We start from the raw sequence: 20008 nt of genomic DNA on the forward strand, positions 1-20008 counted from the left end.
TCAGGCTCCTTCACTGGCATTGCCGACGAGGCTCGCGTGGCCTCCGCTCGACCCGTGTCCGTCACTGCCGCGGGTGGTGCCGTCGAGCGACGGGACCTCGACGAACGACACCAGTTCGACCCGCTGGACGAGCAGTTGGGCGATCCGGTCGCCCCGGCGGATCTCGATCGGGGTCTCGAGGTCGTGATTGATCAGGCACACCTTGATCTCGCCGCGGTACCCGGCATCGATGGTGCCGGGGGTGTTGACCACCGACAGACCCGATCTTGCGGCCAGCCCGGAGCGGGGATGGATCAGCCCGACCGTGCCCTGCGGCAGCGCGATCGCGATGCCGGTTCCGACGAGGACGCGGCGCCCCGGCTCGATGGTCACATCGATGGTGCTGCACAGGTCGACACCGGCGTCGCCGTCGTGCGCACGCTGCGGTACCGGAATGTCGGGGTCCAGCCGCTGGAGGGCGACGGGCGGAAGGGCGGGGGTCGCGGCGGGAGAAAGGCCGGGAGATAGGTCGCTCACGTGCACCGAGCCTACTCTCAGACACCGACTATCCTGGTCGGGTGTCACAAACGTCCCGGCCCGAAGTCGCGCCCACCGATAACACCTCGCCCGTGCTGTACTCCGAGCGCCTGTGGGTGCCCGTCTGGTGGTGGGCAGTGGGCTTGTTCGTCGCCGGTCTGCTCGCCGCGGAGGTGCACATGGGTGCGCCGGGTCTGCGTGCCTGGCTGCCGTACGTACTTCTGCTTCCCCTGCCCGTGTGGGGACTCGTCTGGCTCAGCCGACTCCGCGTCGAGGTCGTCGAGGAACCGAACGGTGTCCACCTGAGGGTCGGCCAGGCGCATCTGCCGCTGGACGTCATCGCGCGGGTCGCCGAAGTGCCCGGTTCGGCGAAGAGCGCGGCTCTCGGTCGCCAGCTCGACCCCGCCGCGTTCGTGCAACACCGGGTGTGGGTCAAGCCGATGGCACTGATCGTGCTCGACGACCCCGAGGACCCGACCCCCTACTGGTTGATCAGTACACGACGGCCGGCCGAGCTGCTGGCCGCCGTCAACCGTGCCCGCCCGCAGGCGGACGGAGACTGATCGGACGGTGGCCTCCCACCGTCCGCCTCTCGTACTCGCCGCCGCTCAGGCCGCGCAGTCCCTGCACACCAGCACTCCACCCGCGTCGCTGGCGAGCCGGCTGCGGTGGTGCACCAGGAAACAGCTCGAACACGTGAATTCGTCGGCCTGCTTCGGCACGACCCGCACCGAGAGCTCTTCACCGGACAGATCCGCGCCGGGCAGTTCGAACGATTCCGCGGTGTCGGACTCGTCGACGTCGACAACAGCCGACTGAGCCTCGTTGCGTCGCGCCTTCAGTTCCTCCAGCGAATCCTCCGAAACCTCGTCGGACTCTGTTCGCCGCGGTGCGTCGTAGTCAGTTGCCATGTCGCCTTCCCCTCATCCTCTTCGGTGTATCCCGGCCCGTGCGGTACGTCGAACCGATCGTTGGTCGACCGCCCACACGAAAACCGCCTCGGCGCAGATCACACCCTGCGGCTGCACAACGCTGCAGCGGATGGGTTCGTGCCCGGAACCAGGCCCCGGAAACATGATCTACGCCTCTTTTGTCATCTTCTGCCGACCCTCGTTCTGCACGCTTTGAACGACTGGGGCCGCCAGACAGTAGCCGAAGGAAGTACAAAAGTCGTAACCGAATCGACCGATCGCGCAAATTGTCTGCTAATCGTCACCAACACCACAGCAAGCTGTGACATTCCACAACGGGGACGGGTTCGGGGTTATGACGTGCCAGGGATCTAAGGTAGGTGCCGAACCTGCGCCACGACGTGTGGCCGGGCCCTGTATCGGTGCGCTGCACGGGTGCAACGTACGAAGCGCAGTTCGTAGGAGGTCGAGGCACACTGTGGTTTCACTGATCACCGAAGGCAGCCCGCTCGACGACAAGGGTCGTCCGTTCCGGCGGCGGCGGGCGATGCCGATCCTCGTGGTGTTCGCGGTCCTCGCCCTGCTCGGCGCCGTCGTGTGGATCGGCGTCCTCGGCGACGACGAGGATCTGGCCACCACGGTCGACTGCAACCCTCCCCAGCCCGCCGCGCAACCCGTCGACCCCGCCGCCCCGCCGCAGCAGGCACTGGGTGAGAAGGTCGACGGTTCGACCCTGCGGGACGTGGAGCCTGCCGCGCTGTCGGCCACGAAGGTCCGCGTGTTCAACGCCAACGGCGAGCACGGCCAGGCGGCGCAGGTGGCCGCACAGCTCAGCGACTACGGGTTCGCGAGCGCGCCCGACGTCCAGGCGGGCAACGACCCGGTCTACGTCGACCAGAACATGCAGTGCCAGGGGCAGCTGCGATTCGGACCCAACGGCGCCGCCGCCGCGAGCGCACTCTGGCTGGTGGCCCCGTGTGCCGAACTCATCCAGGACACCCGGACCGACGACACGGTCGACCTCGCGCTCGGCACCTACTTCCGCAAGATCTCGCCGAACACCGACGCCGAAGAGGTCCTGCGGTCCCTGAAGGATCCGCCGCCCGGAAGCCAGCCCGCCCCCCTCGACATCGACCTGTTGAAGGCGGCGCGCACCGCCCGCTGCTGACCGGCGGTCACCGTTCCGGGATCGGGGCGTCCACCCCGATCCCGGCGAACAGCGCGTCCAGGGCGTCGGCGATGCCGGGGGCCGCGGCCACCACCACTTCGCCGTCCGCGCTCGACGTCTGCGGGGAAGGGATGCGTACGCGGGCCCCCGCCTCGGTCGCGATCAGCGACCCCGCGGCCCAGTCCCACGGGCTCAGCCCGTGTTCGAAATGAGCGTCGACACGACCGGCCGCAACCATGCACAGATCAAGGGCCGCCGAACCGATCCGGCGGATGTCGCGCACTCTCGGCAGGATGTCCGCGATGAGGGCGCCCTGTGCCTTGCGCCGCGCCGCGCCGTACCCGAATCCTGTGGCGAGCAACGCCATCGACACGTCGGTGACCGGGTTGCACCGGAGGTCGCTCACCCGCCCGTCCGCGTCGGTGAGGGTCGCCCCGCCGCCACGTGCCGCCGCGTAGGTCGATCGGGCCGCCACGTCGACCACGGCCCCGGCGACGGACACGCCGTCGATCTGAGCGGCCACGGAGACCGCGTACGCGGGGACGCCGTACAGAAAGTTCACGGTGCCGTCGATCGGATCCACGATCCACCGCACCTCGGCGACGGAATCCTCCTCTCCCCCACCTTCTTCGCCGAGGATCGCGTCGTCGGGGCGAAGCTCCGCGAGCCGGTCGCGGATGACCTGCTCGCTCTCGGTGTCGACCACCGTGACCGGGTCGGTCGGGGTGCTCTTCGACGCGACGGAATCGCCGGATCCCGCTCGCTTGCCGACGATTCCGAAGACCTCGGGCCGTCGCGCCCGGACGTGGGCGGCGGCCTCCTCGGCCACCGCCACGGCGACCTCGAGTAGTCGCCTGGGATCGGTGCCGACGTGGCCTGGTGCGGACTCTGAACTCTGGGGTGCATGCACCCACCCATCGGAACACACTTTCGCTGCCTCACACCACCGCTGACGTTTCGCACAACTGGTGTCATCACCCACCGAACACGCGTCGACACACTAGTGTGACGAGCAGCAGAAGAGCGCCGGAGAACACGTCGTCGTCGACACGAAGGAGCACACGCCATGACCAAAACGGGGTTCGGTGTCGACGTCGGAGGCAGTGGCGTCAAGGGTGGCGTCGTAGATCTCGAGACGGGCCAGCTGGTCGGGGACCGCATCAAACTCCTCACTCCCCAGCCGTCCACTCCGGAGGCGGTCGCGGAGACCGTCGCCGAGATCATCCGCCAAGCAGAATGGGACGGACCGGTCGGTATCACCCTGCCGAGCGTCGTCACCGGCGGTGTGGCGCGATCCGCCGCCAACATCGACAAGAAGTGGATCGGGACGGACGCCCGCAAGCTGTTCTCCGACGCACTCGGCGGCCGGCTCGTCACCGTCCTCAACGACGCGGATGCGGCGGGGATCGCCGAGGACGCGCTCGGCGCCGGCAAGGACGCGAAAGGGGTCGTCATCCTCCTCACGTTCGGCACCGGCATCGGCTCGGCGATCCTCCACGACGGCGTCCTGCTTCCCAACACCGAGTTCGGGCACATGGAGGTGGACGGCAAGGAAGCCGAGCACCGGGCGGCGTCCTCGGTCAAGGAGAAGAAGGACCTGTCGTACAAGGAATGGGCCGGCGAAGTGAGCCGTGTCCTCACCCGGTTCGAGAACCTCATGTGTCCGGACCTGTTCATCGCCGGCGGCGGAATCAGCCGGAAGAACGAGAAGTGGATCCCGCATCTGACCAACAGGACACCCGTCGTACCTGCTGCGCTGCTGAATACGGCGGGCATCGTCGGTGCGGCGCTCGCAGTGGAAACGGGCATCGCTCCGTAACTAATTCGGATGGGTCGTTACAATGGAAGAGCCCGGCTGCGCGCCGGCGAAACCAGTAGACCTCTCCGCCGGATGACCACTCTGGCGTGACGCCGCACGACACCGTCACGAAAGGGCGTACGTGGCAGCCACCGATACACGTCAGACTGCTGATTCGACTTCGGAGTCAGGACCGGAAGCACCAGTCGGGGCGGCAGCCACCGGCACCGCTCCGGCAGCCGAGGAAACTCCCGCGAAGAAGCCGGCGGCCAAGAAGGCTCCCGCCAAGAAGGCAGCAGCGAAGAAGGCCCCCGCCAAGAAGGCGGCGGCCAAGAAGGCGGGCGGCAAGAAGGCCACGGCCGCTAAGGGTGCGGACGGCGAAGACCTCGACGAAGACTCTGCCGACATGGAGGACATCGACATCACCGAGGGCGATCTCGCCGAGGTCGAGTCCGATGTCGTCGAGGTCGTCGCAGTCGGCGAGGACGAGGAGACCGAGGAGCCGTCCGAGAAGGACAAGGCCTCCGGCGACTTCGTGTGGGACGAGGAGGAGTCCGAAGCGCTCCGCCAGGCCCGCAAGGACGCCGAACTGACCGCGTCCGCCGACTCGGTCCGTGCCTACCTCAAGCAGATCGGCAAGGTCGCCCTCCTCAACGCCGAAGAGGAGGTCGAGCTCGCCAAGCGGATCGAGGCCGGGCTCTACGCGACCCAGATCATGCAGGAGCTGTCCGATTCCGGCGAGAAGCTCCCCGCCGCCCAGCGCCGGGACATGAGCTGGATCTGCCGCGACGGAAACCGCGCCAAGAACCACCTCCTCGAGGCGAACCTCCGCCTCGTCGTGTCGCTCGCCAAGCGCTACACCGGCCGCGGCATGGCGTTCCTCGACCTGATCCAGGAAGGAAACCTGGGCCTCATCCGTGCCGTCGAGAAGTTCGACTACACCAAGGGCTACAAGTTCTCGACCTACGCCACGTGGTGGATCCGTCAGGCCATCACCCGCGCGATGGCCGACCAGGCCCGCACCATCCGCATCCCGGTGCACATGGTGGAGGTCATCAACAAGCTCGGCCGCATCCAGCGTGAACTCCTGCAGGACCTGGGCCGTGAGCCCACTCCCGAAGAGCTCGCCAAGGAAATGGACATCACGCCCGAGAAGGTGCTGGAGATCCAGCAGTACGCTCGTGAGCCCATCTCCCTCGACCAGACGATCGGCGACGAGGGCGACAGCCAGCTCGGCGACTTCATCGAGGACTCCGAGGCCGTCGTCGCCGTCGACGCCGTGTCGTTCACCCTGCTGCAGGATCAGCTGCAGTCGGTGCTGGAGACGCTGTCCGAGCGTGAGGCGGGCGTCGTGCGCCTGCGCTTCGGCCTGACCGACGGACAGCCCCGCACCCTCGACGAGATCGGACAGGTCTACGGGGTCACGCGTGAGCGCATCCGTCAGATCGAATCCAAGACCATGTCGAAGCTGCGCCACCCGTCCCGGTCGCAGGTGCTGCGCGACTACCTGGACTGACGTACACACCTCGATGCCCCCGGACTCCGAGCGAGTCCGGGGGCATCGTCGTCTGGGTCTCGCTACGCGCTGGTGCGCACCCGGATCCAGGCACCCGCCACCGGTTCGACCACCCGTGCCGCCACCGGGCCGATGACGGCCATCAGAAGGACATACGCGGTGGCGAGTGCCACGAGTTCGCTCTCCACCGCTCCGGCCGACAATGCCAGGCCTGCGATGACGATGGAGAACTCGCCGCGCGCGATCAGCGCGACTCCCGCCCGGGCCCGGCCCAGCCGCCCGACGCCCTGCTGTTTCGCCGCCCAGGCGCCGGTGACCATCTTCGTCAGCGCGGTGACGACGGCGAGTAGGACGGCCCAGCCGAGAACCGGTGGAATCGCCCGAGGGTCGGTGTTGAGTCCGAACACCACAAAGAACATCGCGGCGAACAGATCGCGGAGCGGTTCGAGGACGCGGCTCGCGTTGTGGGCGGTCGTACCGGAGATCGCGATTCCCAGGAGGAACGCCCCCACGGCGGCCGAGACCTGCATCGCCGAGCTGATCCCCGCGACGAGGAGCGCGGCGCCGAGCAGTTTCAGCAGCAGCGTCTCGCTGTCCGGGCTGTCCAGCAGGGCGGACACGTAGCGGCCGTACCGCAGGGCGATCACGAGGACGACCGAGATGACGACGAGGGAGATGCCCACCGCCTCGAGTCCACCGGCGAAACTGACGCCGGCGAGCAGTGCCGTCAGAATGGGCAGGTACACGGCCATCGCGAGATCCTCGAATACGAGAATCGAGAGCACGACCGGCGTTTCGCGGTTACCGAGCCGACCCAGGTCGCTCAGCACCTTCGCAATGATGCCCGACGACGAGATGTAGGTGACGCCGGCCATCACGACCGCGCCGGTGGGTCCCCACCCCAGCATCAGTGCTACGACCGCTCCTGGCGCGGCGTTGAGGACGGCGTCCACGACCCCGGCCATCCACGACCGTCGCAACCCGGTGACGAGTTCCGACGCCGTGTATTCCAGCCCCAGCAGAAGCAGGAGAAGAACCACGCCGATCTCGGCCGCCAGGTGGCTGAACTCGCTGATGTCGCCGAGATTGACGAATCCGCCGCTGCCGAAGCAGAGTCCGCCGAGGAGATAGAACGGGATCGGCGACATGCCGAACTGAGCTGCCAGACGGCCCAGCAATCCGAGCGCGAAGAACACCGCGCCCAATTCGATGAGCGCGAGCGTCGTGGTGTTCACGGGACCGTCAGCCGTTGGCCAGGAGCTTGGCTGACGCGTCCAGTCCGTCTGTGGTTCCGACGGCGACCAGGAGGTCGCCGGAGGTGAGCAGGAAGTCGGGCTTCGGTGACGGGTACACCTGACCGGCCCGCATGACCGCGACGATCGAGACTCCGGTGCGGGTGCGCATCGCCGTGTCGCCGAGCGGGCGGCCGTCGAACCGGGAGTCCTCCTTGATGTAGAGCTGCTTGGTGCGGATTCCGGGCAGGTCCCGGTGCTCCTCCTCCAGCTGCGCCACCAGTTGCGGTGCTCCCAGCAGGTTGCTGAGGACTGCCGCCTCCTCGGTGGTGAGCGGCACGGACGCAACGCACGCATCGGGATCGTCGGCCTTCGAGACGATCAGATCGGTGCGACCGTCGCGGTGGGTGATGACACCGATGCGGCGACCGGCGGCGAGTTCGAAGTCCTTACGCACCCCGATACCCGGTAGTGGCGTCACTTCAACGTTCATGCCTCCACGGTAGACCGATCGGTGTGACCAACCGCGGAAGGCTCGCGTCAGTGCCGGGCCGGGAACATTCCGTCGGCGTCGGGGCGGTAATCCTCGACCGCGGTGACCGCCGTGACGGGCAGCGTCCCGTACAGGTGTGGAAACAGCATCGACGCCGGATCCGCCGGCACGCCCGGCTCCCACCTCACCGGCGCACCGAGCGCGGCGGGGTCGAGCCTCAGCAGGACGAGGTCCGTACGCCCGGCGAACAACCTGTTGGCGGGCAGATGCACCTGGGCCGGCGTCGAGAGGTGCACGAAACCGTCCGCGGCGAACGTCGCGGGCACTCGACTGCCTTCGCGTTCCGCGGTGCGCCATTCCTCGCGGCTGCAGATGTGGACCAGCTGGTCTTCGGATTTCACACGGTGAGACTAGCGTCACGCTCCGGAACGAATCAGCTGTCAGCGAACTCGGACCGCGCGGTCTGTTCACATCTGCGCTCGTCACGCACCTGACTGGGCGTTTCCGGCGGGTTTCGTGTGTGATGCAACACTGAGAAACGCCGATGGGAACAACGCGTAAACCCCAAACGTCTGACAGAGTAGATCCACCGCGCCACCCCCGACGCGGCGGACCAAGGCCCCAGGCACTCGGCGTCAGTCGAAGCCAGTACGGAGGAGTCATGCCCGGAACACTGACCAGCCCCCCGTTGACCGCAGCCGACCGGTGCGACCGGTGCGGTGCGGGAGCCCGCGTTCGCGCGGTACTTCCGACTGGAGGAGAGTTGCTCTTCTGCGGTCACCACGCCAACGAGCACGCAGACCGCCTTCGCGAGATGAACGCCACGATCGTGTCCGAAGCCGAAGCTGCAATCTGATACGTCAGCCCGGGTGACCCGTCCCAGGCTCACCTATTCAGCAAAGAGACCGGCGAGTGCAATGCACTCGCCGGTCTCTCTTTACGTCCACTCACCGGGTGACGGCGGTCACCACTGTCGCAGGGTGGAGATCCGCTCGGTGAGCTGCTCGACGGTGGCGATCGCCGTGGGCGGGCCCCCGCAGACGCGACGCAGTTCGCCGTGGATGGTGCCGTGCGGCTTGCCGGTCCGGTGGTGGTGCATCGCGACGAGACTGTTCAGTTCCCGGCGCAGCTGCGCGAGCTGTCCGGCGGCGGCCACCCGGTCCGCGACCTGGGGCACGGGCGTGTGCACGGGCTCCTGCTTGTCCAGCTGCTCCGACTGACGCTGACGGAGCAGCGCGCGCATCTGATCGGCGTCGAGCAGTCCGGGCAGACCCAGGTAGTCGGCCTCCTCGTCGGAGCCCGAGAACGTGGCCGTCCCGAAGGACGACCCGTCGTAGATCACCTGGTCGAGCTCGGCGTCCGCGCCGAGCGAGGTGAACGCCTTCTCCTCCTCGCCGAGCTCGTCCTTCTGCTTGTTCGCGTCGGCGAGAAGATCGTCGTCGAAGCCGTCCTTCTCCCGATGGGGCTTGCCGAGCACGTGGTCGCGCTGCGCCTCGAGCTGGCTGGCCAGGTCGAGCAGCACCGGAACCGACGGGAGGAACACGCTCGCGGTCTCGCCCTTGCGACGGGACCGCACGAAACGCCCGATCGCCTGCGCGAAATAGAGCGGGGTGGACGCACTGGTGGCGTACACACCGACGGCCAGGCGGGGAACGTCGACGCCTTCCGACACCATGCGGACGGCGACCATCCACTTCTGGGTGCTCGCCCCGAACTCGGCGATCCGCTTGGACGCCGTGGGGTCGTCGGAGAGCACCACGACCGGGTCTTCCCCGGTGACCGCCTTCAGGGTCTGCGCGTACGCACGGGCCACGGTCTGGTCGGTGGCGATCACGAGACCTCCGGCGTCGGGCATGCCGCCCGTGCGCAGCTGGCCGAGCCGGGTGTCTGCGGCGTGCAGGACCGCGGGAATCCAGTCGCCCGACGGGTCCAGGGCCGTTCGCCACGCCCGGGCCGTCTGCTCCGCGCTGAGCGGCTCACCGAGTCGCGCGGAGAACTCCTCGCCCGCGTTGTTCCGCCAGCGTGCCTCGCCGGAGTAGGCGAGGAACACGACGGGCCGGACGACGCCGTCCGCGAGGGCGTCCGAGTACCCGTAGGAGTGATCCGCCTTCGAGCGCATCAGACCCTCGCGATCGGGTTCGTATGTCACGAACGGGATCGCACTGTCGTCGCTGCGGAACGGCGTACCGGTCAGGGCGAGGCGGCGGGTGGCGTCACCGAACGCCTCCCGGATGGCGTCACCCCAGCTCTTGGCGTCGCCACCGTGGTGGATCTCGTCGAGGATGACCAGCGTGCGGCGGCTCTCGGTGCGGACCCGGTGCTTGAACGGGTGGGAGGCGACCTGCGCGTACGTCACCACGACACCCTGGTAGTCGCTGGAGGTCTGCCCGGTCGAGTTCGAGAAGTACGAGTCCAGCGCGATGCCGTTGCGCGCAGCGGACTCGGCCCACTGGTGCTTGAGGTGCTCGGTCGGTGCGACCACGGTCACCTGATCGACGGTGCGGTCGCGCAGCAACTCCGACGCGACCCGCAGCGCGAACGTGGTCTTACCGGCGCCCGGCGTCGCGACCGCGAGGAAGTCCTGCGGTCCGGTCGACAGATACTTCGTCAGCGCACGACGCTGCCAGGCGCGCAGTGATCCTGCGGGTCTGGCAGGTTCGGTCTGTGCGAGGTAGGCCTCGGTGCCCACGATCTGCGCTGCCTCGGTCTCCATTCTCGGCGCCGACTGGGAGCCCACTGTCTCAGCACTCACGGGCTGCCCTCCGCTGGCATGGCACTGTTTGCTCGCACTCCTCGGTATTCGATCGACATGTCCGGGTCCAGACCCGAAGGCGCTGTCCGTCAAGGAGCCTAGCGTCCGGATCCGACGCGGACCGCATTCGCGAGTTCCGATAGTGACAGATTTGTCGCGACACGAGGACAGCAGCGGTGGGCAACCGGGCGTGTCGTCAGGGATGCTGGAAACATCATGACCGAAACACCCTCGACAACGCCGCAGAGTGGCGGTGACCCACCCCGGTCCGGGTGGCATCCGCTACGTCGTGCACTGAGCGTGATCGGTCGCACAGCGAGCAAGGCCTGGGATGATTCGATCTTCGGAAAGGCGGCCACGGCGGCGTTCTGGCAGACACTGTCGCTGCCTCCGCTCCTGCTGGGGCTCCTCGGAATGCTCGGCTACGTCGGCGGCTGGTTCGGGCCCGACACCGTCGACATCATCCAGTCGAAGATCATCAACTTCAGCGGGACGGTGTTCAGCGACAGCGTCGTCGAACAGATCATCCGCCCCACCGTCGGCGACGTACTCGAACGTGGGCGCCCCGAGATCGTGTCACTGAGCTTCCTGCTGTCCCTGTGGGCCGGCTCCTCCGCCATTTCCACGTTCGTGGACTCGATCGTCGAGGCCCACGGCCAGCAGGAGGCGCGGCACCCGGTGTGGCAGCGCGTGTTCGCGTTGCTGCTCTACGTGATGTTCCTGATCCTCGCCGTGTTCACCCTGCCGCTGGTCGCGCTGGGGCCGACGCTCGTCGGCAGGGTGCTCCCGGAGGCGTGGCGCACGATCGGGACGGAGATCGTCGACACGTTCTACTACCCCGGCGTGGGCCTGTTGCTCATCGTGGGCCTGACGACGCTGTACAAGGTGGCACTGCCCCGGTCGCTGCCCTGGCACCGGCTGCTCGGCGGCGCGCTCGTGGCGGGGGTCTTCTTCCTCGGCGCGAGCACCTGCCTGCGCCGCTACCTCTCCTGGGTGGCCGGAACCGGATACACGTACGGGGCGCTGGCCACGCCGATCGCGTTCCTGCTGTTCACGTTCTTCCTGGGTTTCGCGGTGGTGCTCGGCGCCGAGTTCAACGCCACCGTCCAGGAGTTCTGGCCCGCCCGTGCCACCCGCATCGACCAGATGCGGGATTGGATCGCCGCACAGGCCGAGAGTTCGCCGTCGACAGGTCCGGTGACCAGCCTCACACGTCGCATCGCCACCGGTCCGATCAAGGTCGTCGGCGACCGTGCCCGTCCGGATGCGGGCGAGCCGGAGCCCGGGAACGACGACGAGCCCGACGGCCCGGTACGAGAACCTCCCGAGCCGCCGGGTGTGCGACGAGCGCCGGTGAAGCCTCAGTCGCCCTTGCGTAATCCTTCGTAGATCTTCTTGCAGTCGGGGCAGACCGGCGATCCCGGCTTCGCGGACTTCGTCACCGGAAACACTTCGCCGCACAACGCGACGACGTGAGTGCCCATGACGGCGCTCTCCGCGATCTTGTTCTTCTTGACGTAGTGGAAGAATTTGGGAGTGTCGTCATCGGTCGACTCGTCGGTGGTGACGTCGGGCCGTTCCTTGGTTTGAGTGCTCACCCCTCAATAATGCCGCAACCGGCCGACGAACCCACCCCTGTGTGCATTTGCCGCCCGACAGTGGAACAGTGGAGTCATGGCACGAAGTGCAGGGTTCGGTGGGTCCCACGACGCCGGCTCCCCGAGCAATCCGGTTCTCATCACCGAGGCGGCGCGATCCATCGAGGATCAACATCGCGCCCGTGTCCGCAAGTACCTGCTCATCATGTCCTTCCGGTTCCCCGCGCTGATTTTCGCGGCGGTGGCGTACGGCATCTGGGAGAACCCGTGGATCTCGATGGCGATCATCGGTGTGTCGATCCCGCTGCCGTGGATCGCGGTTCTCATCGCCAACGACCGCCCGCCGCGCACCAAGGACGAGCCCAGCCGGTACGACCACCGCGAGTCGCCGTCCACCGCGCTGCCCGCGCCGCCGCACCACACGATCGAGGGCTGACACAGTCGGGCGTGCTGCAACAATGCACGGGTGAACCGTGACGAGCTGCTGTCGATCTGCCCCTCTCTGCGTTCGGCCCTCCGCCGCAACCGGTACGACACGGACACCCTGCTCGATGCGCTGGGCCCCGAGGTCCATGCGGCGCTGAGCCGCAACGAGCCGGTCCCGGTACGCCGGGCCAGCGCGGCCTGCGGCGAACTCGGCACCCTGATCCGCCTGTTCCTTCTCACCGACGACTGTCCCGTCGGTGAGGTGGCCGCGGCGCTGTCCCCGCTGCCGGTCGAGGACGCCGTGGCGGCCGGCCTGCTCGAATCCGACGGCGACGTCGTCCGGGCGGCCCTCGATCTCCGTCCGATGGACATCGGCGGGGGCAACCGCTGGGTGCTCTCCGACCTCGACGGCTCACTCCGCCCCCGCGAGACCCCCGTCGACCACGTCATCGGCGTCGGGCACGCGTCGCTGTCGCTGCTGCAGGCCACCCCGACCGCGCCGGTCGGGACGCTGCTCGACGTCGGGACCGGTTGCGGCATTCAGGCCCTGCACGGCGCGTCCTACGCCGACTCGGTCACGGCCACGGACCTGAACGTCCGTGCCGTCGATCTGGCGGCCGTCACGGCGGCACTCAACGAGGAAGAGATGGAACTGCTCGCCGGGTCGTGGTTCGATCCGGTCGAGGGCCGCACGTTCGATCAGGTCGTGGCCAATCCGCCGTTCGTCGTCAGCCGCGCCCGGGTGGGTCACACCTACCGCGACTCCGGACTCGACCTCGACGGCGCGAGTGAGCTGATGATCTCCCGCGTGGCCGACTATCTCGCGCCCGGCGGCACCGCGGCGCTGCTGGCGTCCTGGATCCACGTCGAGGGCGAGGACTGGCGCGCCCGGGTGGCCTCCTGGCTTCCCGCCCACGGGATCGACGCGTGGGTGGTGCAGCGGGATGTCGCGGACCCGGCCCTGTACGTCGGCACCTGGATGCGGGACGGCGGCCTCGACACTCGGGACCCGGCCACCGCGACCATTGCCGAGGACTGGCTGGATCACCTCGCGAGCGCCAACGTCGAGGGGGTCGGCTTCGGGTTCGTCTACCTGCGCCGGACCGACGCACCCACCGATCTGATGGCGGAGGATCTCACCCACGGCTTCAGCGACCCCTTGGGCGCGGAGGCGCTCGCGTACTTCGAGCGGGTGGCGTGGCTGCGCGACCACGACGTGCTCACCGCGCGTTTCCGTGTGGAGGAGAGCACCGCCCTGGAGCGGGTGTTCCTGCCCGGCGACGAGGGATGGAACCAGGTGGTCGCCCGGCTGCACCGGGGGAACGGCCCGGCGTGGCAGCACGAGGTCGACGATCTCGTCGCCTCGCTCGTCGCGGGCATGCGCGGTGACGGCCTCGTGCTGGGCGAACTGATCGAGCTTCTCGCCGCCGCCCACGGCGTCGACGCCGAGGAACTCGCGCAGTCGGCCGTGCCGCTCGTGCACGCTCTCGTCCGGCACGGACTCGTGCTTCCCGCGTAGCCGCCGGGTTCCCGATCCGTGCCCCTTATACGTGTTCTCAGCAACTTCTCAGGACTGAATCGAGGAACCCGCAGGTCACAGCGCCTTCGCAAATTACCGGCCGGGAACTTTCCCAGGCCTTCGGTGCGTTGATCCATATGAGACACCACCGATGAGGAGGCAAGTCATGACAAGCCCCAGCACCACTACTCGCATTCGCCCCAGCGCTGCCGATCTGGACGCCCAGAGCCCCGCTGCCGACCTGGTCCGGGTCTACCTGAACGGAATCGGCCGCACAGCTCTGCTGACGGCCGCAGACGAGGTAGAACTGTCCAAGCGAATCGAGGCTGGGCTGTACGCCGCGCACATCCTGGAGACCGGGAAGCGACTCTCTCCCGCCAAGAAGCGCGACCTCGCGACGGTCGTCCGTGAAGGACAGTCAGCCCGCGCACACCTCCTCGAGGCCAACCTGCGGCTCGTCGTCTCGCTCGCCAAGCGGTACACCGGACGCGGCATGCCCCTGCTGGACCTCATCCAGGAGGGCAACCTGGGTCTGATCCGCGCGATGGAGAAGTTCGACTACGCGAAGGGGTTCAAGTTCTCGACGTACGCCACCTGGTGGATTCGTCAGGCGATCACCCGCGGCATGGCCGACCAGAGCCGGACGATCCGGCTCCCAGTGCACCTCGTGGAGCAGGTCAACAAGCTGGCCCGTATCAAGCGTGAGCTGCATCAGCAGCTCGGGCGTGAGGCGACGGACGACGAGCTGGCCGAGGAGTCGGGCATCCCGGCGCACAAGATCGCGGATCTCCTCGACCACAGCCGCGACCCGGTGAGCCTCGACATGCCGGTCGGCAACGACGAGGAAGCGCCCCTGGGCGACTTCATCGAGGATTCCGAGGCCACGTCGGCGGAGAACGCCGTCATCGCCGGTCTCCTGCACAGCGACGTGCGTAGCGTGCTGGCCACCCTCGACGAGCGTGAGCAGCAGGTCATCCGGCTGCGTTACGGTCTCGACGACGGTCAGCCGCGCACTCTCGACCAGATCGGCAAGCTCTTCGGGCTCTCCCGCGAGCGGGTCCGCCAGATCGAGCGCGAAGTGATGGGCAAGCTGCGTCAGGGCGACCGCGCCGAGCGGTTGCGCTCCTACGCCAGCTGACGAGAACCTCCACCGGAATCAGCGCCGGTGCCGGTCGTACGCGACCGGCACCGGCGTTGCGCTGTCTGCGAGGCCGGGTGACCGGTCAGCGAAGGCGGCGGGGCCCGAGGTCGGCGACGCTGGGCTCCGGGCCGATCCGAACACGCGAATCGGTGATCTGCGCGCCCTCGGCCGATGCGAGCACGGGTTCGCAGGCCAGTTCCCGCACCTCCGGGAGGTCGTCCGCGAGAGCCGAGATCCGCTGCACGAGGTCGACGAGAGCCGATTTGTTCACTGGGACCGCGCTGCGGTAGCCGGACAGCAGCGGTGCGGCTTTCGGTGCGTCGATCAGTTCCGTTGCGGCGTCCTCGGTGAGGGGCAGGACCCGGTAGGCGCGGTCGCCGAGGAGGTCGGAGATCACGCCGGCGAGCCCGAACGAGATGAGCGAGCCGAACGACGGGTCGTCCTGGACGCCCACCACACAGCCGATTCCCTTCGTGGCCATCCGCTGCACGTGGAGTAGCGGTTCACCGGACGCGGCGGCGAGGTCGCGGTAGGCCCAGCGGACCGAATCGGGCCCGACCAGATCGAGGCGGACGCCACCGAGGTCCGGCCGGTGCCGCCACTGCTCCCCCGTCGCCTTCACCGCGACCGGGTACCCCAACTCCTCGGCGGCCTGCACGGCCTCGTCTTCGGTGGTGGCGGAACGGAATTCCACGACATTCACGCCGTAGCACGCGAGGAGTTGCGATGCCTCGAAGTCTGACAGCCAGCGTCCGGACGACGTCCCCAGCCAGCCGTCGACCATCGTCTTCGCCCGCTCCGGATCGATCCCATTGGGGCGCACCACTTTCGAGGACGGTTTGCTCTTCCACGCCGAGTACCGCCAGGCGCGTGCCAGTGCCAGCGCCGCGCGTTCCGGACCGGGATAGGAGGGAACCGAACCGCGCGTCGGGTGCCCGTCCTCACCCCGGACCGCCAGGACGTCGGGCACACCCTCCGCCGCAAGGAACGTCGTGAGGACGGGTTTGTCGGCGTCCCGCACCGCCTCCCGCAGCGCCTGGGCATAGGGTTCGACGGGAACGGCGACCGGTGGTACGAACACGGCGATCACCGAATCGACGTCGAAGGACGTGAGCGCTGTCCGCACGGCCGCCGCGAACTCCTCGGGACCGGCCTGCGGACCGAGGTCGACGGGGTCGCCGACCTGCAGACCCTCACTGCGTGCCGCATCCGCGGCGAGCACACCGAGGGCGGTGGAGTTCCCGACCACTGCGAGCCGGGGTCCCGCGGGCAGCGGCTGATATCCGAACAGCAGCGCACAGTCGAACAGCTGGGAGATCGACCCGACCTGCACGACACCGGCCTGCTCGAAGAGGGCGCGGACGATCGAATCGTCCATCTCGCCACCGCTGGCCGCCAATGCGGGCGGGACGGCGTGCCTGCCGCTCTTGACCGCGACGATCGGCTTGTTCCGCGCCACTCGGCGCGCGATGCGCGAGAACTTGCGGGGGTTGCCGAAGCTCTCCAGGTACAGCAGCACCACCTCGGTGGCCGGATCCGAATCCCAGTACTGCAGGAGGTCGTTGCCGGAGACGTCGGCGCGGTTTCCCGCGGAGACGAAGGCGGACAATCCGATTCGGCTCCGCGCGGCCTCGTCGAGGATCGCGATGCCGAGTGCGCCGGACTGGCAGAAGAATCCGACGTTGCCCGGGCTGGGCAGCACCGGTGCGAGGGTGGCGTTCAACGAGACCTCGCTGTCGTTGTTGGCCACACCAAGCGCGTTGGGACCGATCAGCCGCATCCCGTGCGCTCGGGCGGCGTGGACGAGGCGACGTTCGGACTGCCGTCCGTCCAGCCCGGTTTCGCTGAATCCCGACGACACCACGACGAGTGCCTTGACCCCCTTGTCCAGGCAGTCGTCGAGGACGGCGTTGATCGACTCGGCGGGTACCGCGACGACGGCGAGATCCACCTCGTCGGGGATGTCGCGGACCGACGGGTACGCCCGCACTCCGTGGACCGAACGGTGCTCGGCGTTGACCGGGTACACCGGGCCGGTGAATCCCGCCCGCAGCAGGTTGGTCAGCACGGCGTTGCCGACCTTCGCCCGGTCGGTGGACGCACCGATCACCGCGACCGACCGCGGACTGAGCACGTTGCGCATGCTGCGCGCCTCGGCGGCCCGCTCGCGGGAATTGCGCACGGACACCATCGCTTCGGTGGGGTCGATCGCGAACTCGAGCTTGAGTACTCCGCCCTCGAAGCTGCGGCTCACCTGATATCCCGCCTCGCGGAACACCGTCACCATGTTCCGGTTCTCGGCGAGAACCTCGGCGACGAACATCGTCAGGCCGTTCTCCGCGGCCGCCGCGGCGAGATGCTCGAGCAGGATGGGCCCGAGTCCGCGGCCCTGATGCGCGTCGGCGACGACGAACGCCACCTCCGCGGACTTGCCGTCCCCCTCGCCGATGAGCCGCTCGTACCGGCCGACGGCGATGATCTCGTCCCCGAGCAGCACCACGAACGCCACCCGGTCGTGGTGATCGACCGTGGTGAAATGAACGATGTCCCGTTGCGACATGGTCGGGTAGGGGCCGAAATACCGCAGATAGCGGGTGCGTTCGGAAAGCTTCGAGTGGAACGCGACGAGTTTGTCCGCGTCCTCCGGCACGATCGGCCGTAACGCCACCGCTCCGCCGTCCGCCGCCAGCACGTCGGCGACCCAGTGCCGCGGGTAGTTGTGCGCGGCATCGGGTTTCCCCTTCGCCTCGGTCGTGACCGCCGCCCCGGCGCCGCCCGACGTCTCCGCGCTCTCCGACGTCTGGATGCCGTCGGTGGTCTCGCTGCCGTCCGTCGGCTCAGTCACGGGGATCCTCCGGGTCGAGTCCGAGTAGCGGGAAGCAGGCGCGGCGAGTGGCGATGACGGCCGAGTCGATCCGCGTCAGGGCGCGATCGACCGAGGGGATCCCGGTTTCCGGTGTGCCACCGGGACCGTCCCAGGGCCGGTAGTCGACCTCGCCGCCGTCGCCCATCGTGTCCGGCAGGTCCACGCTGGGTGCGAGCGCGTGCGCCCGCTCCTGCCAGGCCTCGGGTACGGCACGGCGCGTGTCGATCTCGCGGTCGAGCGCGGCGGCGATGAGGTGGGTCCACGCGCGCGGGACGACGCGGACGAGGCCGTAACCGCCGCCGCCGACGGCGAGCCAGCGTCCTTCGGCGTAGCGGTCGGCGAGATCACGCATCGCGAGGAACGCGGCCCGCTGGCCGTCGACCGTCAGGGCGAGGTCGGCCAGCGGATCCTCGCGGTGGCTGTCGACACCGCACTGGCTGATCACGATCTGGGGCCGGAACGACGCGAGTGCGCCCGGGACGACGGCGTGGAAACCGCGCAGCCACAACGCATCGACGGTGCCGGGCAGCACGGGGAGGTTGACGGCGGTGCCCTCCCCCGATCCCTCACCGACCTCGCTCGACCACCCTGTGTTGGGCCAGAGCGTCGCCGGATGCTGGTGGAGCGAGATCGTCAGGACGCGGGGATCGTGCGCGAACGCGTGCTGCACCCCGTCCCCGTGGTGCGCGTCGACGTCGATGTAGGCGATCCGGTCGAAACCGTGGTCCAGCAGCCAGGAGATCGCAATGGCGACATCGTTGTACACACAGAAGCCGGAGGCCCAGTCGGGCATCGCGTGGTGCATGCCACCGCCGATGCTCACCGCCCGGCGTGTGCGTCCCGCTGCGATCTCCTGCGCCGCGGCGAGGGAACCGCCGGCGAGGATCGCACTCGCCTCGTGCATCTGGGGGAAGACCGGATTGTCCTCGGTGCCGAGCCCGTGCGGGGCGTCCGCACCGAGCACACCCGACGTCGCCGAGTGCCCGGCCTGCTTGACTGCTTCCACGTACGCGGGAGTGTGGATCCGCAACAGGTCTGCGTCCGAGGCGGCGTCGGGCCGCAACAGTTCGACCCCTTCGAGAATCCCGAGGCTGCGGGCGAGCGACATGGTCAGCTCGAGCCGGGTGGGATTCATCGGGTGGTCCGCACTCCACCGATAACTGAGATAGTCCGGACTCCACACGACTGCACGGTGCGATACCAGTGCAGCCGAATCCTCCCCGGAACTGAACGACGCGGTCATGAACTCACGCTACTGGTCCCCCGCGGAGGGTGCGAGCAGACCCCGGCACGACCGGCACCGACGCGCTGCGGGGACGGACGGCGCCGGTGGCGGGCAATCACCGGTAGAATCAACCGAGACGAAGGGGTGTGAGTGTGAAGGATCTGGTCGACACCACGGAGATGTACCTCCGGACGATCTATGACTTGGAAGAAGAGGGCGTCGTCCCACTTCGAGCACGTATTGCCGAACGACTCGAGCAGAGCGGTCCCACGGTCAGCCAGACCGTTGCCCGGATGGAGCGTGACGGTCTCCTCCTGGTCGCCGGTGACCGCCACCTGGAACTGACGGAGAAGGGCCGCGAACTCGCGGTGTCGGTGATGCGCAAGCACCGCCTCGCCGAACGACTGCTGGTCGACGTCATCGGCCTCAAGTGGGAAGAGGTCCATGCGGAGGCGTGCCGCTGGGAGCACGTCATGAGCGAGGAAGTCGAGCGGCGTCTCGTGGAGGTGCTCAACAACCCCACTACTTCGCCGTACGGCAACCCTATTCCCGGGCTCGCGCTGCTCGGGCTGGACCGCCCGGTCGACGCCCCCGAGACGCTCATCCGGCTCACGGACGTGCCGCCCGGCAAGCCGACCGCTGTCGTCGTCCGGCGCCTCGCGGAGCACGTGCAGTCGGATCCGGACGTCATCGGGCAGCTGCGCGAGGCGGGCGTCGTTCCGGACGCGCGCGTCACCGTCGAGACCAAGCCCGGTTCGGTCACCATCACGGTGCCCGGCCACAGCGGGTTCGATCTGTCCGAGGAGATGGCACACGCCGTCCAGGTGAAGCAGGTACAGGGATAGTC

20 protein-coding genes are annotated in these 20008 nt (G+C 68.3%); 10 read left to right on the forward strand and 10 right to left on the reverse strand.

Annotated elements, in window-relative coordinates; genetic code table 11:
• Positions 1-522 (reverse strand): dUTP diphosphatase, encoded by a 522-nt coding sequence (dut, locus tag GO592_RS15700; protein ID WP_007296332.1) that lies wholly within the window; start codon positions 520-522, stop codon positions 1-3.
• 86 nt (positions 523-608) lie between these two features.
• Between dut and GO592_RS15705 the strand changes: the two genes are divergently transcribed.
• Entirely contained in the window at positions 609-1079 is a 471-nt protein-coding gene (locus GO592_RS15705) for a DUF3093 domain-containing protein (protein ID WP_005240851.1), read from the forward strand.
• A 45-nt stretch (positions 1080-1124) separates the two neighbouring features.
• Here GO592_RS15705 and GO592_RS15710 read toward each other — a convergent pair whose 3' ends face one another.
• Entirely contained in the window at positions 1125-1427 is a 303-nt protein-coding gene (locus GO592_RS15710; RefSeq protein WP_005240850.1) for a DUF4193 domain-containing protein, read from the reverse strand.
• A 478-nt stretch (positions 1428-1905) separates the two neighbouring features.
• Between GO592_RS15710 and cei the strand changes: the two genes are divergently transcribed.
• Positions 1906-2595 carry an envelope integrity protein Cei gene (gene cei, locus GO592_RS15715; RefSeq protein WP_005240849.1) on the forward strand — a complete coding sequence of 230 codons (690 nt, stop codon included), beginning with the start codon at positions 1906-1908 and terminating at the stop codon, positions 2593-2595.
• Positions 2596-2602: 7 nt separating this feature from the next.
• On the opposite strand, the gene GO592_RS15720 is transcribed toward cei, so the two are convergent.
• Entirely contained in the window at positions 2603-3505 is a 903-nt protein-coding gene (locus tag GO592_RS15720) for an inositol monophosphatase family protein (protein WP_050998577.1), read from the reverse strand.
• Positions 3506-3661: 156 nt separating this feature from the next.
• On the opposite strand from GO592_RS15720, the gene ppgK reads away from it, so the two are divergent.
• Both ppgK and GO592_RS15730 read left to right on the forward strand, forming a co-directional pair.
• Positions 3662-4414, forward strand: a complete 753-nt coding sequence (gene ppgK, locus GO592_RS15725; RefSeq protein WP_007296333.1) for a polyphosphate--glucose phosphotransferase — start codon at positions 3662-3664, stop codon at positions 4412-4414.
• 121 nt (positions 4415-4535) lie between these two features.
• Complete coding sequence (locus GO592_RS15730; RefSeq protein ID WP_007296334.1) at positions 4536-5909, forward strand: RNA polymerase sigma factor; 1374 nt, start codon at positions 4536-4538, stop codon at positions 5907-5909.
• Between the two features lie 62 nt (positions 5910-5971).
• Here GO592_RS15730 and GO592_RS15735 read toward each other — a convergent pair whose 3' ends face one another.
• From GO592_RS15735 to GO592_RS15745, 3 genes are read right to left on the reverse strand one after another with little or no spacing between them, the layout of a single operon-like run.
• Positions 5972-7144: a cation:proton antiporter gene (locus GO592_RS15735; protein ID WP_005261095.1), complete on the reverse strand. Its 1173-nt coding sequence runs from the start codon at positions 7142-7144 to the stop codon at positions 5972-5974.
• A gap of 7 nt (positions 7145-7151) precedes the next feature.
• A complete protein-coding gene (locus tag GO592_RS15740) occupies positions 7152-7634 on the reverse strand; it encodes a cation:proton antiporter regulatory subunit (protein WP_039950701.1) in 483 nt (160 codons plus the stop codon).
• Between the two features lie 47 nt (positions 7635-7681).
• Positions 7682-8035 (reverse strand): DUF952 domain-containing protein, encoded by a 354-nt coding sequence (locus GO592_RS15745; protein ID WP_005261097.1) that lies wholly within the window; start codon positions 8033-8035, stop codon positions 7682-7684.
• Positions 8036-8295: 260 nt separating this feature from the next.
• Between GO592_RS15745 and GO592_RS44455 the strand changes: the two genes are divergently transcribed.
• The gene (locus GO592_RS44455) at positions 8296-8490 is read left to right on the forward strand and encodes a DUF7455 domain-containing protein (protein ID WP_005240831.1); all 195 of its coding nucleotides are present in this window, start codon (positions 8296-8298) and stop codon (positions 8488-8490) included.
• A 108-nt stretch (positions 8491-8598) separates the two neighbouring features.
• Here GO592_RS44455 and GO592_RS15750 read toward each other — a convergent pair whose 3' ends face one another.
• On the reverse strand, positions 8599-10347 hold the full coding sequence (locus GO592_RS15750; protein WP_007296336.1) for a DEAD/DEAH box helicase: 1749 nt from the start codon (positions 10345-10347) through the stop codon (positions 8599-8601).
• Positions 10348-10602: 255 nt separating this feature from the next.
• Between GO592_RS15750 and GO592_RS15755 the strand changes: the two genes are divergently transcribed.
• The gene (locus GO592_RS15755) at positions 10603-11775 is read left to right on the forward strand and encodes a YihY/virulence factor BrkB family protein (protein ID WP_039950704.1); all 1173 of its coding nucleotides are present in this window, start codon (positions 10603-10605) and stop codon (positions 11773-11775) included.
• Here the strand turns inward: GO592_RS15755 and GO592_RS15760 are convergent.
• Positions 11748-11984: a DUF3039 domain-containing protein gene (locus tag GO592_RS15760; protein WP_005240826.1), complete on the reverse strand. Its 237-nt coding sequence runs from the start codon at positions 11982-11984 to the stop codon at positions 11748-11750. The genes GO592_RS15755 and GO592_RS15760 overlap by 28 nt on opposite strands.
• A gap of 76 nt (positions 11985-12060) precedes the next feature.
• On the opposite strand from GO592_RS15760, the gene GO592_RS15765 reads away from it, so the two are divergent.
• The 3 genes from GO592_RS15765 to GO592_RS15775 all read left to right on the forward strand — a co-directional run bounded on the left by GO592_RS15765 (position 12061) and on the right by GO592_RS15775 (position 15067).
• A complete protein-coding gene (locus GO592_RS15765; RefSeq protein WP_005261100.1) occupies positions 12061-12420 on the forward strand; it encodes a DUF3099 domain-containing protein in 360 nt (119 codons plus the stop codon).
• Between the two features lie 30 nt (positions 12421-12450).
• Positions 12451-13929: a DUF7782 domain-containing protein gene (locus tag GO592_RS15770; RefSeq protein ID WP_007296338.1), complete on the forward strand. Its 1479-nt coding sequence runs from the start codon at positions 12451-12453 to the stop codon at positions 13927-13929.
• 166 nt (positions 13930-14095) lie between these two features.
• Positions 14096-15067 carry a sigma-70 family RNA polymerase sigma factor gene (locus GO592_RS15775; protein WP_005261102.1) on the forward strand — a complete coding sequence of 324 codons (972 nt, stop codon included), beginning with the start codon at positions 14096-14098 and terminating at the stop codon, positions 15065-15067.
• An 85-nt stretch (positions 15068-15152) separates the two neighbouring features.
• Here GO592_RS15775 and GO592_RS15780 read toward each other — a convergent pair whose 3' ends face one another.
• Positions 15153-17915 carry a bifunctional acetate--CoA ligase family protein/GNAT family N-acetyltransferase gene (locus GO592_RS15780; protein WP_007296339.1) on the reverse strand — a complete coding sequence of 921 codons (2763 nt, stop codon included), beginning with the start codon at positions 17913-17915 and terminating at the stop codon, positions 15153-15155.
• Positions 17908-19179 (reverse strand): acetoin utilization protein AcuC, encoded by a 1272-nt coding sequence (locus GO592_RS15785; RefSeq protein WP_005261104.1) that lies wholly within the window; start codon positions 19177-19179, stop codon positions 17908-17910. Before GO592_RS15785 ends, GO592_RS15780 begins: the two co-directional genes overlap by 8 nt.
• Positions 19180-19313: 134 nt before the next feature.
• On the opposite strand from GO592_RS15785, the gene GO592_RS15790 reads away from it, so the two are divergent.
• Positions 19314-20006 carry a metal-dependent transcriptional regulator gene (locus GO592_RS15790; RefSeq protein ID WP_005240804.1) on the forward strand — a complete coding sequence of 231 codons (693 nt, stop codon included), beginning with the start codon at positions 19314-19316 and terminating at the stop codon, positions 20004-20006.
• The last annotated feature ends 2 nt before the right edge of the window (positions 20007-20008 follow it).

This window comes from Rhodococcus sp. 21391, assembly GCF_016772255.1.
In the GTDB taxonomy this organism is placed as follows: Bacteria; Actinomycetota; Actinomycetes; order Mycobacteriales; family Mycobacteriaceae; genus Rhodococcus_F; species Rhodococcus_F opacus.